This window comes from Ralstonia sp. 25mfcol4.1, from assembly GCF_900104095.1.
GTDB lineage: Bacteria > Pseudomonadota > Gammaproteobacteria > Burkholderiales > Burkholderiaceae > Cupriavidus.
Map to the genome: position 1 here is coordinate 55,350 of NZ_FNJO01000009.1, position 13,095 is coordinate 68,444.

General features: G+C 66.6%; 13 protein-coding genes. 2 read left to right on the plus strand and 11 right to left on the minus strand.

The window, feature by feature from the left end:
* Nucleotides 1-3: 3 nt before the first annotated feature.
* From BLQ58_RS16890 to pxpB, 4 genes are read right to left on the minus strand one after another with little or no spacing between them, the layout of a single operon-like run.
* Nucleotides 4-744: a DUF969 domain-containing protein gene (locus BLQ58_RS16890; protein ID WP_092600373.1), complete on the minus strand. Its 741-nt coding sequence runs from the start codon at nucleotides 742-744 to the stop codon at nucleotides 4-6.
* A gap of 50 nt (nucleotides 745-794) precedes the next feature.
* Nucleotides 795-1,535, minus strand: a complete 741-nt coding sequence (gene pxpA / locus BLQ58_RS16895) for a 5-oxoprolinase subunit PxpA (RefSeq protein ID WP_092600375.1) — start codon at nucleotides 1,533-1,535, stop codon at nucleotides 795-797.
* 36 nt (nucleotides 1,536-1,571) lie between these two features.
* The gene (locus BLQ58_RS16900) at nucleotides 1,572-2,591 is read right to left on the minus strand and encodes a 5-oxoprolinase subunit C family protein (protein WP_092600377.1); all 1,020 of its coding nucleotides are present in this window, start codon (nucleotides 2,589-2,591) and stop codon (nucleotides 1,572-1,574) included.
* Complete coding sequence (gene pxpB / locus BLQ58_RS16905) at nucleotides 2,588-3,238, minus strand: 5-oxoprolinase subunit PxpB (protein WP_092600379.1); 651 nt, start codon at nucleotides 3,236-3,238, stop codon at nucleotides 2,588-2,590. Before pxpB ends, BLQ58_RS16900 begins: the two co-directional genes overlap by 4 nt.
* Nucleotides 3,239-3,643: 405 nt before the next feature.
* Here pxpB and BLQ58_RS16910 point away from each other — a divergent pair, with 405 nt between their 5' ends.
* On the plus strand, nucleotides 3,644-4,072 hold the full coding sequence (locus BLQ58_RS16910) for a hypothetical protein (protein ID WP_092600381.1): 429 nt from the start codon (nucleotides 3,644-3,646) through the stop codon (nucleotides 4,070-4,072).
* Between the two features lie 84 nt (nucleotides 4,073-4,156).
* Here BLQ58_RS16910 and lipA read toward each other — a convergent pair whose 3' ends face one another.
* From lipA to BLQ58_RS16925, 3 genes are all read right to left on the minus strand, one after another.
* The gene (lipA, locus tag BLQ58_RS16915; protein WP_092600383.1) at nucleotides 4,157-5,146 is read right to left on the minus strand and encodes a lipoyl synthase; all 990 of its coding nucleotides are present in this window, start codon (nucleotides 5,144-5,146) and stop codon (nucleotides 4,157-4,159) included.
* A 66-nt stretch (nucleotides 5,147-5,212) separates the two neighbouring features.
* Nucleotides 5,213-5,932 (minus strand): lipoyl(octanoyl) transferase LipB, encoded by a 720-nt coding sequence (lipB, locus tag BLQ58_RS16920; protein ID WP_092600385.1) that lies wholly within the window; start codon nucleotides 5,930-5,932, stop codon nucleotides 5,213-5,215.
* Between the two features lie 111 nt (nucleotides 5,933-6,043).
* On the minus strand, nucleotides 6,044-6,412 hold the full coding sequence (locus BLQ58_RS16925; RefSeq protein ID WP_092600387.1) for a DUF2917 domain-containing protein: 369 nt from the start codon (nucleotides 6,410-6,412) through the stop codon (nucleotides 6,044-6,046).
* Between the two features lie 194 nt (nucleotides 6,413-6,606).
* Here BLQ58_RS16925 and BLQ58_RS16930 point away from each other — a divergent pair, with 194 nt between their 5' ends.
* A complete protein-coding gene (locus BLQ58_RS16930) occupies nucleotides 6,607-7,563 on the plus strand; it encodes a transcriptional regulator GcvA (RefSeq protein WP_092600389.1) in 957 nt (318 codons plus the stop codon).
* Here the strand turns inward: BLQ58_RS16930 and BLQ58_RS16935 are convergent.
* The 4 genes from BLQ58_RS16935 to mrdA form a co-directional block, all read right to left on the minus strand.
* Nucleotides 7,560-8,594 carry a tyrosine recombinase XerC gene (locus tag BLQ58_RS16935; protein WP_175459941.1) on the minus strand — a complete coding sequence of 345 codons (1,035 nt, stop codon included), beginning with the start codon at nucleotides 8,592-8,594 and terminating at the stop codon, nucleotides 7,560-7,562. The genes BLQ58_RS16930 and BLQ58_RS16935 overlap by 4 nt on opposite strands.
* Nucleotides 8,595-8,781: 187 nt before the next feature.
* Complete coding sequence (locus BLQ58_RS16940; RefSeq protein ID WP_092600393.1) at nucleotides 8,782-9,453, minus strand: DUF484 family protein; 672 nt, start codon at nucleotides 9,451-9,453, stop codon at nucleotides 8,782-8,784.
* Between the two features lie 60 nt (nucleotides 9,454-9,513).
* Nucleotides 9,514-10,656: a rod shape-determining protein RodA gene (gene rodA, locus BLQ58_RS16945; RefSeq protein ID WP_092600395.1), complete on the minus strand. Its 1,143-nt coding sequence runs from the start codon at nucleotides 10,654-10,656 to the stop codon at nucleotides 9,514-9,516.
* A gap of 13 nt (nucleotides 10,657-10,669) precedes the next feature.
* Nucleotides 10,670-13,054, minus strand: a complete 2,385-nt coding sequence (gene mrdA / locus BLQ58_RS16950) for a penicillin-binding protein 2 (RefSeq protein WP_092600397.1) — start codon at nucleotides 13,052-13,054, stop codon at nucleotides 10,670-10,672.
* Nucleotides 13,055-13,095 lie beyond the last annotated feature (41 nt).

Consider the following 13,095-nt stretch of genomic DNA (forward strand, 5'->3'; position numbering starts at 1 on the left):
CGCTTACTCCCCCTTGGCCGCAGCGGCGACGGTGGCCGACGTGCCGGCCGGTTGCTTGCCGCCGAGTTCGCGGGCCAGCCAGCCATCGAGGCGCTTGAGGCGCACGGCATGGATCAGGAAGGCGCAGATCGCGGTGGGGATGCCCCACACGGCAATGTGCAGCGGCTCGACGTCGATGTTCGACGACAGCAGGAACGTGTGCATCAGCGCGATGGCGCCGAACGCCACGAAGATGTCCTCGCCAAAGAACAGGCCGACGTTGTCGGTGGCCGCGCAGAAGGCCAGCACGCGCTGGCGCACCGGCTCGGGCAGGTGACCGAAGCGGGTTTCCGCCGCGCCTTCGGCCATCGGGGCCAGCAGCGGACGCACCATCTGCGGATGGCCGCCCAGGCTGGTCAGGCCCACGGCGGCGGTCAGCTCGCGCACGGCCAGGTAGACGATCAGCAGGCGGCCGACCGTGGCCGATGCGATGCGCGAAATCCACGCCTGCGCATGCTCGCGCAGCCCGTGGCGTTCCAGCAGGCCGATCACGGCCAGGGGCAGCAGAATGATCAGCGGCAGGTTACGGGCCTTGACGAAGGCCGTGCCGATCGCAGTGAAGATTTGCATGACCGGCATCGACGCGGCCAATCCCGTGACAACGGCGGCTGCCGCCACCACCATCATGGGATTGAACCGCAGGACGAAGCCGAGGATGATGACGCCGACCCCGAGCAGGGGCCAAAGATTGACAGCCGATTCCATGGGAAACACCTGATGACGATTGAAGCAAAGCCTGCGCCTGACGGAGCCCGTCAGTTGCCGGCCCGGATGGCGATGCCTTCCGCACCGAGCCGTTCCCGGATGCGGCGCGCAAAGGCAAGCGCGTGGGCGCCGTCGCCGTGCAGACACACGGTTTCGGCGCGAATCGGTACCCAGGTGCCGTCGATCGCGCGCACCTGCTTGTCGCGAATCATCGAGAGCGTCTGGTTGAGGGCGACGTCTTCGTCGTCATGCAGCGCGCCGGGCGTGCCGCGCTTGACCAGCGTGCCGTCGGGGTTGTAGCCGCGGTCGGCGAACACTTCTTCCTTCACGCGCAGGCCGGCGTCGCGCGCCATGGTGATCATCTGGCTGTTGGCCAGGCCGAAGAAGACGAGGTCGGAGTCGTAGTCGCGCACGGCGCGGATGATCGCGTCGCACAGCCTGGCGTCGCGCACGGCCATGTTGTACAGCGCGCCATGCGGCTTCACGTGGGCCAGCTGGCCACCCTGCGCGCGCACCATCGCGTCGAGCGCGCCGATCTGGTACAGCACGTCGGCATAGACCGCTTCGGGGTCGCGCTGCATTTCGGTACGGCCGAAATTCTCGCGGTCCGGAAAGCTCGGATGCGCGCCAATGGCCACGTTGTTGTCCAGCGCCCACTTCACGGTCTGCAGCATCGTCGCCGCATCGCCCGCGTGCCAGCCGCACGCCACGTTGGCGGAACTGATCAGCTGGATCAGGGCTTCGTCATTGCCGCAGCCTTCGCCAAGGTCGGCATTCAGGTCGATTTGCATGGGGCGTTCTCCGGAGGTGTGGGGACGATTTAAGGTTTATGCGACGAACCGGGTGGTGGTGCGGCGGCGCGCGGCAATCTGCAAGCCCTGGCTCTGCCAGCGCAGCGCCTGGTCGATCTGGCGCAGGTAGCGGTCCACTTCGGCCTGGGCGGCCGAGGCCTCCTCGACCGAGACCTGCTGAAAACGCACCGTGGCGCCCAGCGGCACCTGGGCCAGGCGCCACAGGTCGGCGCCGATCACGGTGCCGATCTTCGGATAGCCGCCGGTGGTCTGCGCGTCGCTCATCAGTGCGATCGGCTGCCCGTTCGGCGGCACCTGCATCACGCCCGGCACCACGCCATGCGACAGCAGATCGCCCGATCGGTCGGCGCGGCGCGCCAGCGCCGGGCCTTGCAGGCGCAGGCCCATGCGATTGCTCTGCGGCGTGATCGACCAGTCCGACGACCACAGCGCCGCCTGCGATTCGGGTTCGAAATCGGGATACTCGGGGCCGGCCAGCATGCGGATCACCAGCGCATTGCCTTCGCGGTTGACGGGCAGCGCCCAGCCCGGCGCGGCCACGCCGACCCAGTCCTGCTCGGCTTCGATGCCGGGACGGCCCACGGGCAGATGGTCGCCTTCCTTCAGCACACGGCCTTCGAAGCCGCCGAAGTTGGACTTGAGATCGGTGCTGCGGGATTGCATCACCAACGGCACGTCGATGCCACCCGCCACGCAGAGGTAGGTGCGCGAGCCCCCGCGCGGCGCGGGCAGCGTCAGCGTTTCGCCACGTCGCACGTCGAACGCATGCCAGGACCACACCGGCACGCCATCGACATTCGCGCTGCACTCGGCGCCGGTCAGCGCCACGCGCATGTCGGCCTCGAAGCGCAGCGCCGCGCGGCCCAGCGTGAATTCGATGGCCGCCGCGTTCGGGTCGTTGCCCAGCAGCCGATTGCCCACCTTCAGCGCCAGCCCGTCGGCGGCGCCCGAGCGGCCCACGCCAAAGCGGCGGAATCCGGTACGGCCCAGGTCTTGCACCGACGCCTGCGCGCCAGGTCGGAGGATCTCGATCACAGCAGCACCTCCTCGGCCACGAAGCGCACGGTGTCGCCGGGCGCGAACAGCGATGGCGGATCGCGGTCCGCCACGAACAGCTGCGCGTCGGTGTGGCCAATCAGCTGCCATCCACCGGGCAGTACGGCCGGATAGATGCCGGTCTGCTCGCCGCCGATGCCCACAGCGCCGGCCGGCACCGCCAGGCGCGGCTCGCGGCGGCGCGGCGTGGCCAGCTCGGGCGCCATGCCGCCCATATAGGCAAAGCCCGGCTGGAATCCCAGGAAATACACCACGTATTCGCCGGCGGCGTGGCGACGCACCACTTCCTGCGGCGACAGGCCGGTATGCGCGGCCACATCGGCAATATCGGGACCGAACTCGCCACCGTAGCGCACCGGGATTTCCACGAGCTTGCCCGTGGTATTGCGCGTCTCCCCCGACGCCCACGCGAGCTTCAGGTTGCGCTCGAGCGCGGCCACATCGGCGGTGTCGTCAAAGGTCAGCGTGAGGTTGTTCATGCCCGGCACCACGTCCACCACGCCACGCCAGTCGGCCGCGCGTTCGGCCATGGCCCAAATGCGGCGCTGAACATCCAGCGAGGCTGGCGGCGCGACGCTGTAGAGCAGCGCCTGTTCGGCCAGACGGTGAACGGAGCATTGAGGCATGGACGGGCTCGCTGGTTGGGGGCGGGGCTTCGATCCATGCAGTGTAGGCACCGCAGGGACCGCGACATGGCGCGCCAATGAACCCGATGTGACTCAATCGAATTTCATCAACGATTTATCGATAAATTCATCATATCGAAACATGGCAATGCCCGGCACTCGGGGTAGACCCTAGGTAGTTATGCACCGTTAGCGGCAATTTCGCACCAATAGCGGATAAATATGCCGCATGAGACGCTTTAGTTGAAAGTTAGTTGAAAGGCGATGAGAAGACATCCAGCCGCTTGTCTGGCACCCGGTGCAGCTTTTGATACTGGGCAAACGAACCGGAAGACGGACCGGCGAAGAGGGATCGCACTGCTAGATTGGCCGTCGCTTCTAACCCAAGGGGAACGCGATGATCCGATGCAATCTGGCCTGGCCAGCAGCCGGTCGTACTTGATGTTGTCCTGCACCGTTTGCCTGGCGATCACTGTCGCGCTGGGCGCCTTCTACTTCATGGAAACGTTTCGGGAGCTTGCCGGCATGTACCGGACGAGTCTGATCCGGGCAGACGGAAGCCACCCGCACATGGTCATTGCAACCATGGACGTGGAAGGGATTTACTACGAAGGGGATTATTCGAAGGTCATTCCCATCCGCCAATGGGAACGTTGCGTCCTGAGCGGCACGATGACGTGTTCGGAAACGCCCAGGATTGCCTATATGGACTGTCAATCGAAGGGGCGCCTGAGCGTAACGGAGCCCGTTTGGAAAGACTTTGCGCTCATTCCAAGAGAGAACGCGCCAGGCGTAGAGCCCATCAAGACGATCAACCAGTGTGACGCGGATTGAAACGTCCGTCGACACACATTGCGACAGTTCCGCAGCACTGATCCCGGCCAGCCCGACGGGCCGACCGGGAGCCAGCCGCAGATATCAGGCAAACCCCGCCTGATGGGCCTGCTGGTCGGCGTGGTACGAGCTGCGGACCATGGCGCCGACGGCGGCGTGGGTGAAGCCCATCTTGTAGGCCTCTTCCTCGAACATCTTGAAGGTGTCCGGATGCACGTAGCGCATCACGGGCAGGTGGTGGTTCGACGGGGCCAGGTACTGGCCGATGGTCAGCATGTCGATGTCGTGCGCGCGCATGTCGCGCATGACTTCCAGGATTTCCTCGTCGGTCTCGCCCAGGCCCACCATCAGGCCCGATTTCGTGGCGACGTCCGGGTTGCGGCGCTTGAATTCCTGCAGCAGCTTCAGCGAGTGCGCGTAGTCCGCGCCCGGGCGGGCCTGCTTGTACAGGCGCGGCACCGTTTCCATGTTGTGGTTCATCACGTCGGGCGGCGCCGTCAGCAGGATGTCCAGGGCCTTGTCCAGGCGGCCACGGAAGTCGGGCACCAGCACTTCGATGCGGGTGTTCGGCGACAGCGCGCGCGTCTGCGAGATGCAGTCCACGTAATGCTGGGCGCCGCCGTCGCGCAGGTCGTCACGGTCCACGCTGGTGATCACCACGTAGTTCAGCTTCAGCTGGGCAATGGTGCGCGCCAGGTTGCCGGGCTCGTTCACGTCGAGCGGGTCCGGACGGCCGTGGCCCACGTCGCAGAACGGGCAGCGGCGCGTGCACTTGTCGCCCATGATCATGAACGTGGCCGTGCCCTTGCCGAAGCATTCGCCGATGTTCGGGCAGCTGGCTTCCTCGCACACGGTGACCAGGTTGTTGGCGCGCAGGATGTCCTTGATCTCGTAGAAGCGCGAGTTGCCGGTGGCGGCCTTGACGCGGATCCAGTCCGGCTTCTTGAGCTTTTCGGCAGGCACGATCTTGATGGGGATGCGTGCGGTCTTCTCGGCCGATTTCTGCTTCTTGGTGGCGTCGTATTCCGGCGTTTGCGGGGCTTCGCTGGACGTGGCGATCAGGGCGTCGCTCATACTGTTCTCCGCACGCGCAGCCGCGTGCATGTTTGGCGTTGATTCGGGACCGGGCGTGCCACGGGTTCAGGCAGCCTCGGCAGCGGCATTCCCGTGGGCCTGTGCGCGCGCCTCGCGTGCGGTCAGGACCTCGCACAGGGCCGCCGCCAGGCGTTGTGCGATTGCGGGTTGTTGTGCCGCGGTGACGGGCAGCGGGCCGGCATCGTGCGCCGCCGCGAAGGTGGCGCCCGCAGTGGCCATGTCGACCGTTTCCAGTCCGGCATAGCCGCAGGGGTTGATGCGCAGGAACGGGTCCAGGTCCATCTGCACGTTCAGGCTGACACCGTGGTAGCTGCAGCCGTTGCGGATCTTGAGGCCGAGCGCGGCAATCTTGGCGCCCTGGTGCGGACCATCGGACAGATAGATGCCGGGCGCGCCGGGCTTGCGTTCGGCTGCGAGATTATACGCCGCGAGCGTGTCCAGGACTGCCTGCTCGATGTCGTTGACCAGCTCGCGCACCATGAGGTGCCGGCGCCGCAAATCGAGCAGCAGATAGGCCACCACCTGTCCGGGTCCGTGATAAGTGATCTGGCCGCCACGATCGATCTTCACGACCGGAATCGCGTCGTCGGGGGCCAGCAGGTGTGCGGGGTCTCCGGCCTGCCCGAGCGTATAGACCGGCGGGTGTTCGACCAGCCAGATCTGGTCGGGCGTCTCGGGCGTGCGGGCGGCGGTGAATGCCCGCATCGCGTCGAAACAGGGCTCGTACGGCTGGCGGCCCTGATCGATGACTTGGATCGGATGCATGCCCGAGAGTGTAACGAAAAGGGCCGGTCCGCGCTGAGGCAGACCGGCCCTGTTTCCAGTCATTTCTTGTCGGGCGGCGGCCATACGAGCCTCAGCCGCCGCGCCTCCGGGTCATGAGGCGTGGATCTTGTCCTGCCCCGGCGTCCATTCCGCACCTCGAACCAACCGGCGCGCGGCGCGGAACACCAGGTGCGGCAGGTCGGCGAGAGTCAGCACCGGCCGCCGGGCCTCGGCAATCAGTGCCAGCCGCACCGGGCCCGTGGCGCGCGGGTCCACGCTGAGCACGATCTCGTCGCCGCGGCGCAACAGCAGACTCCCGCCGCAGCGCAGCCAGTAATCCTCGGAATCGTTCTCGCGGGTCACCCATACATCGACACCCCTGGCATCTTCCACGAACAGGCGCTGGGCGGCATGCACCGACAGCGGGGCAACCTCGCCGGGGCTCAGCGTAAAGACGGTCGTTGTGAGTAGGGCTTTCATGATGGCTTCTCCGTGAGTCCGGGGCCCACCGTGTTGTCGGCGTCGCCGGAACTGGCTTGGTCATTGGACCAGCACAGTTCAGGGCTTTGTTTGGCGGGGTCCGGTAAAGTGAATTCTAGTGATGACCCCGCCGCTGGCAAAACGATATATATTCTTGTGTCTTGTTAGCCCATCTCACATAGACGAGGTCCATCATGGTCTGGAGCGGCACCTGGAACCCGGACGATCCCCGTAGCTGGAAACGCGAATTCCCGCGCCTGCCCGCGCTGGCTGCATTGCGCACGTTCGAGGCGGCGGCCCGTCACGAGAGCTTCTCGCGGGCTGCGGCAGAGCTGTTCGTCACCCATGGCGCCGTCAGCCATCAGATCCGGGCTCTGGAGGAAGAGCTAGGCCAGCCGCTGTTCGAGCGGCGCGGCAAGCGCGTGATGCTGACCGCCAACGGCCGGCTCTATGCCGAACGCGTGCGCGACGCGCTGCTGCAGATTGCCGATGCCACGCGCGCGCTGCAGGCCGGCAACCGCGAGAAACGGCTGACCATCAGCACCATGCCGTCGTTCGCCGCGCGCTGGCTCACGCCGCGCATCGGCAGTTTCATCGAGCAGCATCCGGAATTCGACGTGGAACTGCTGTCGTCGAACTCGCTCGTGGACTTTGCCAATGAAGAGGTGGACGTGGCGCTGCGCATGGGCGGCGGCCAGTACCCGGGTCTCTATGTCGAACGCCTGCTGGACGATGTGTTCTTTCCCGTCTGCAGCCCCAGGTTCAATGGCGGGCGCCTGCCCGAGCAGCCCGCGCACATGGCCGGCATGCCGCTGCTGCGCGGCGAGGGCGATCCGTGGAAGCCCTGGTTCGAGGCGGCCGGACTGGCCTGGTCCGAGCCGACCAAGGGCCTGATGATGCAGGATTCGTCGCTGCTGCTGCAGGCGGCGGCCGAGGGCCAGGGCATTGCGCTGATCCGGTCGTCGCTGGCCTATAACGACCTGCTGTCTGGCCGCGTGGTGCGCCTGTTCGACGTGAGCATTCCGTGCCCGTGGCTGCTGCATTTCGTCTGCACCCACGCCAGCCTGGCCACCCCGAAGGTGCAGGCGTTCCGGAACTGGCTGCTGCCCGAGATGGAGCGGTTCCGGAACATTCTTTCGCAGTGGACCTAGTGATCCGGGGCGTCGGTGCCGTCGGTGCCGTCGGCGTGGCCGGTGCCGCCGGCCTGGTCCCGGTCATCGGCCCGCGCGGGCGCTGATCCGGGTACGCCTTTTTTCGCCCGACCGGCCCGCGGATGGGCCTGGTCGTAGACCTTGGCCAGGTGCTGGAAGTCGAGCGACGTGTAGACCTGCGTAGTGGTGATGCTCACGTGGCCCAGCATCTCCTGCACCGCACGCAGGTCTCCCGACGACTGCAGCACATGCGTGGCAAACGAGTGCCGCAGCATATGCGGATGCACGTTGGCCGGCACGCCGGCAGCCAGCGCCTGCTGCTTGATCCGCGTCTGCACCGTACTGCCCGACAGCCGCCTGCCGCGCGTGCCCAGGAACAGCGCGTGCCGGTCCTCCAACAAGGCGCCGGGCCGCAGCAGTGTTTCACGCACCTCAAGCCAGGCCTTCAGCGCCGCCACCGCCTTGCTGCCCACCGGCACCGTGCGCCGGCGCGATCCCTTGCCGATCACCGTGACCTCGGCACCCTGCAGGTCGAGCCAGCCGGCCGACCGGTACTCCCCTTCTTCGGTATAGCGGACGTCGAGCTGGATCAGCTCCGACAGCCGCAGCCCGCTGGAATAGAACAGTTCGAAGACGGCCTGGTCGCGGATGGCTTCGGTCGTGTCGCCGCGCCGGTGCGCCACCAGCGCCACGGCGTGTTCCACCGACAGCGCCTTGGGCAGCGGCTGCCCGCGCTTGGGCGCCCGCACCGCGTCCACCGGATTGGCGGTCACGCCATGGCCATGCCGCGCCGCCCACAGAAAGAAGCCGCGCCAGCCGGACAGCGTGCGCGCGATGGTGCGCGCCGACAGCCCGCTGCCGTGCAGCCGGGCGGCGAAGGATCGGATATGCCTGGTTTCCAGCGACAGCAGCGGCACGCCAGCCGCAAAGCGCTTGGCGGATTCCTGCAGCACGGACAGATCGCGCGCGTAGCTGGTCAGCGTGTGGTCGGCCAGTTTGCGATTGGTGGCCAGCCAATCCAGGTAGCGCATCACCAGCGGGTCGGGCACTGGCTTTTCCGCCACGGCGGTGGCCGGGTTGGCCGGGTTGGCCGGGTTGGCCGGGTTGGCCGTGGAGGCCGTGGTTGCCGTGGTGGCCGTGGTTGCCGGGTTGGCCGTGGTGGCCGTCACGGCATCACCCTTGCCCGGCTGGCGCTTGCGCATGGCGGAAGGGCGCGAATCAGTCGCGCAGGCGGTTCAGGGCGGCGCCGGCCACTTCGCCGATCTGCCCCAGGTAGGCGGTGCCCATGCCTTCGTGGAAGCGGCGCGGCTCGGGCGAACCCAGTACCAGCAGGCCGAATGCGGCGCCCGGGCCATCGTCGCCGGGGCGGGCCGGCACGCGCAGCGTCACCATGGCCAGCGACGCGATGTCGTCGCGTTCCAGCAGACTGGCTGCCTCGAAGCCGCTATTGGCGCCGCAGTACGGTGCGCGCAGGCCTTCGGCGAACAGCCGCAGGTCTTCGCTGGCGCCCTGGGCCACTTCGATATGGGCAAACGCTTCGCCCACGTTCCACAGGCGCAGCGCCACGGCCGGCACATCGAACACCTGCTGCAGGCCGTCCTGCACCGCGTACGGCAGCGCGTGCGAATCGGCCTCGGCCAGCAGGCGAAGCTGCCAGGCGTGCATGCGCTGCTGCGTGCGGTCGTTCTCGTGCCCATGCCGGACCAGGTCGGCCAGCTTCAGCTCCAGCCCCTTGTTCTTCTCGCGCAGGATTTCCATCTGGCGCTCCTGCAGCGACACGGCCCGGTGGCTGTGCGGACTGGTCAGTTGCACCGTGGCCAGCAGTTCGGCATGGTCCTCAAAGAACTGCGGGTTGCTCTGCAGATAGGCGGCGACGTCCTGGGCGTTCATAAGCTTTTACCGATTCAATTTTTTCGGTTGGCAGTGTAGCAAAGTGACGTTGGCGCGAGGTCAGGTCTGGATAAGCCGCTTCTGTCGCGAAATGCTCATCAGGATGCCGATCCCCATGCCCAGCGTCACCAGCGCGGTACCGCCGTAACTCAACAGCGGCAGCGGCACGCCCACCACGGGCAGGATCCCGCTCACCATGCCCATGTTCACGAAGGCGTAGGTGAAGAAGATCAGCGTAATCGAGCCGGCCAGCAGCCGCGAGAACAATGTCGGCGCGTTGGCCGCAATATAAAGTCCGCGGAAGATCAGCAGCAGATACAGCACCAGCAGCACGGCATTGCCGATCAGCCCGAATTCCTCCGAAAACACCGCGAAGATGAAGTCGGTGTGCTTTTCGGGGATGAATTCCAGGTGGGTCTGCGTGCCCTTGAGCCAGCCCTTGCCGGTCACGCCGCCCGAGCCGATCGCGATGATCGACTGGATGGTATGGAAGCCCTTGCCCAGCGGGTCGGTGGTCGGGTCCAGCAGCGTGCACACGCGGTGCTGCTGGTAATCGTGCAGGATCGGCCAGTTCACGCCCGGCGCGCAGATCTGGCTTTCATAGCTGATCAGCAGCGTGATGGCCACGACGCCCAGGCCCAGCAGCGGCAGGATGATCTTCCACGACAGCCCGGCGAAATAGATCACGTACAGGCCGGCCGCCAGCACCAGCAGGCCGGTGCCCAGGTCGGGCTGCTTGGCGATCAGGCCCACCGGCACGCCCAGGATGATCAGCGCCACGACGAAGTCGAACCACCGGATCACCCCTTCCCGCTTCTGGAAGTACCACGCCAGCATCAGCGGCATCGAGATCTTCATGATCTCCGATGGCTGGATCACCATGCCCACGTTGAGCCAGCGGCGCGCCCCCTTGCGGATCAGGCCGAACATGGCCACCGCGATCAGCAGCGCCACCCCGACCGTATAGAGCGGCACGGCGATCCGCATCAGCAGCTGGGTCGGCATGTAGGCAATCACTATCATCACGACGTACGACAGCAGGATGTTGCGCAGCTGGTCTTCCACGCGGCCCGGCATGTCGATGGCGGCCGAATACAGCGCCACGATGCCCGTGGCGAACAGCAGGAAGACGATCAGGGCCAGCGGCTTGTCGAAGCCGGTCAGGGCGGTCTTGATCGTCGATGCGACGCGGCGTTTGTCCATGGCGCGTCTCCTTCTACTCTGAAACTGGTTTCTTGCCGGCCGCGTCGGCCTGGGCAAGGTTGGCGGTCCTGGCCGGCTTCGTGCGCGGTGCCGGTGCCGGGGCCGATGCCGGTGTGACGTGCGGCGGCGCCGCCTTGGGTGCCGATGCCGGCGGCTTGCTGTGGCCCAGCGCCTGCAGCATGCGGTCGTCGAGCGTGGCCACGGCCGATGCCGGCGCGATGGCGGCCGGATCGAGCTGCGCGGCGATCGACTCGGATGCGCCGGTCGCCCTGGCCGCGGGCACCGGCACGGACGCCCCGGCCACGGCGCTGGCCCCCGGTGCGCTGGCGGCCGCCTCGGCGCCCGACGCGGCTGCGACGACGGCAGGCAGTGCGGTCTGCATCACGGTGGCGGTTGCCGCGTTGGCGGTGTCGCCCGTGGTGAACACGCTCGGCGTATCCACCGGCGGCCGGTTGCCGGCGCGCAGCGCCTCCTCGGGCGGCGGCGCGGTGGCCTGCAGTTCCTCGGGCCACTTGCGCAGCAGGTAGTAGTCCATCACCTTGCGGGCGATCGGCGCGGCCACGGCGGCACCGAAGCCGGCGTTCTCGACGATCAGCGCCAGCGCGATCTTCGGATGGTCGGCCGGCGCGAACGCGGTGTACAGCGAGTGGTCGCGCTTGCGTTCGTCGATCGCGTGGTGGTTGTACTTCTCGTTCTTGCCCAGCGTATAGGTCTGGGCCGTACCGGTCTTGCCCGCCGACTCGTACGCCGCGCCGGCAAACACCCGGGCCGCCGTGCCGTTGTGCGTCACCGCCACCATCGCGCGCTTGATCACGTCGATATCGGCCTGCTTGAACGGCAGCCGGTAGCTTTCCTTGGGCACGGTCAGCGTGCGCTTGCGGTTGACCGAATCTTCGACGGCCTTCACCAGGTGAGGCTTCATCGCCACGCCGTTGTTGACCAGGATCGACACCGCATTGGCCAGCTGCAGGATCGTGAAGCTGTTGTAGCCCTGACCGATGCCCAGCGAGATGGTCTCGCCGTCATACCACTTCTGCTGCTCGGGCTTGCGGTAGGCCTTGCGCTTCCAGTCCGTGGACGGCAGGATGCCGCGGCTTTCGCCCTCGATGTCGATGCCCGTGATCTGGCCGAAGCCCAGCGGCTTCATGAAATCGTGGATCGCATTGACGCCCATGTCGCGCGCCAGCGCGTAGTAATAGGTATCGCACGACTGCACGATCGACGCCTGCATGTCCACCCAGCCGTGGCCGCCCGGCTTGTCGTCGCGGAACGTGTGGTTGCCCAGCGTGAAGAAGCCCGGATCGTGCATGCCCCAGGCCGCCGTGCGCTTGCCCGTGGTCAGCGCCGCCAGCGCCATGAACGGCTTGTAGGTCGAGCCCGGCGGATAGGTGCCCCGCAGCGGCCGGTTCAGCAGCGGTTTGTCCGGCGATCCGTTAAGCTCGTCCCAGGTCTTGGAATCGATCCCCTCGACGAACAGGTTCGGATCGAAGGTCGGCTTCGAGACGAAGGCCAGGATGTCGCCGGTTTCCGGCTCGATGGCCACCAGCGCGCCGCGGCGATCGCCGAATAGCTGTTCCGCCAATTGCTGCAGGCGGATGTCCAGCGACAGGATCAGGTTGTTGCCCGGCGTGGCCGGCGACGTGGACAAAGTACGAATCGGACGCCCGCCGGCGCTGACTTCCACTTCCTCGAAGCCGGTCAGCCCGTGCAGTTCGGTCTCGTAGCTCTGCTCCAGGCCGATCTTGCCGATGTAGTTGGTGCCCTTGTAGTTGTCGATATCCTTGCGCGGATCGTACTTGGCGGGGTCGGCGTCGTTGGCCTCATCCATGGCCTCGATCCGCTCCTGGTCGCGCTGCGAGATGCGGCCCAGGTAGCCCACCACGTGGCTGGCCGACTCGCCCAGCGGGTACTGGCGGAACAGGCGCGCACGCACGTCCACCCCGGGGAAGCGGAAACGCTGCGCCGAGAACTTGGCCACTTCCTCGTCGGTCAGCTGGCTGCGGATCGGCAGGCTTTCAAAGCTGCGCGATTCTTCCAGCAGGCGTTTGAAACGGCGACGGTCGCGGGGCTGGATATCCACCAGCCTGGCCAGTTCGTCGATCGTGTTGTCGAGCGTATCGGTCAGCTTGGACGGCGTCACTTCCAGCGTGTACGCGGAATAATTGCGCGCCAGGATCACCCCGTTGCGGTCCATGATGATGCCGCGGTTCGGCTCGATCGGCGCCACGGAGATGCGGTTGTCCTCGGCCTTGGCCGAGTACTGGTCATGCTTGTACCACTGCAGCCACAGGAAGCGGAAGAGCAGCAGGCCAAAGCAGATGACCGTGAACAGGGCGGCCGCCGCCACGCGGATGCGGAAGCGGCCGATTTCCAGTTCGACGTTGCGGATTTCGGTCATGGCGGTACTGCGGGCGGCGTGGCGGTGTCAGGGAGGATGAA

What these genes read in the sequence shown, in the direction of transcription:
- BLQ58_RS16890 (WP_092600373.1), bottom strand. Translation starts at nt 744, where the DNA reads ATGGAATCGGCTGTCAATCTTTGGCCCCTGCTCGGGGTCGGCGTCATC.
- pxpA (WP_092600375.1), bottom strand. Translation starts at nt 1,535, where the DNA reads ATGCAAATCGACCTGAATGCCGACCTTGGCGAAGGCTGCGGCAATGAC.
- pxpB (WP_092600379.1), bottom strand. Translation starts at nt 3,238, where the DNA reads ATGCCTCAATGCTCCGTTCACCGTCTGGCCGAACAGGCGCTGCTCTAC.
- BLQ58_RS16910 (WP_092600381.1), top strand. Translation starts at nt 3,644, where the DNA reads ATGCAATCTGGCCTGGCCAGCAGCCGGTCGTACTTGATGTTGTCCTGC.
- lipA (WP_092600383.1), bottom strand. Translation starts at nt 5,146, where the DNA reads ATGAGCGACGCCCTGATCGCCACGTCCAGCGAAGCCCCGCAAACGCCG.
- lipB (WP_092600385.1), bottom strand. Translation starts at nt 5,932, where the DNA reads ATGCATCCGATCCAAGTCATCGATCAGGGCCGCCAGCCGTACGAGCCC.
- BLQ58_RS16925 (WP_092600387.1), bottom strand. Translation starts at nt 6,412, where the DNA reads ATGAAAGCCCTACTCACAACGACCGTCTTTACGCTGAGCCCCGGCGAG.
- BLQ58_RS16930 (WP_092600389.1), top strand. Translation starts at nt 6,607, where the DNA reads ATGGTCTGGAGCGGCACCTGGAACCCGGACGATCCCCGTAGCTGGAAA.
- BLQ58_RS16935 (WP_175459941.1), bottom strand. Translation starts at nt 8,594, where the DNA reads ATGCGCTACCTGGATTGGCTGGCCACCAATCGCAAACTGGCCGACCAC.
- BLQ58_RS16940 (WP_092600393.1), bottom strand. Translation starts at nt 9,453, where the DNA reads ATGAACGCCCAGGACGTCGCCGCCTATCTGCAGAGCAACCCGCAGTTC.
- rodA (WP_092600395.1), bottom strand. Translation starts at nt 10,656, where the DNA reads ATGGACAAACGCCGCGTCGCATCGACGATCAAGACCGCCCTGACCGGC.
- mrdA (WP_092600397.1), bottom strand. Translation starts at nt 13,054, where the DNA reads ATGACCGAAATCCGCAACGTCGAACTGGAAATCGGCCGCTTCCGCATC.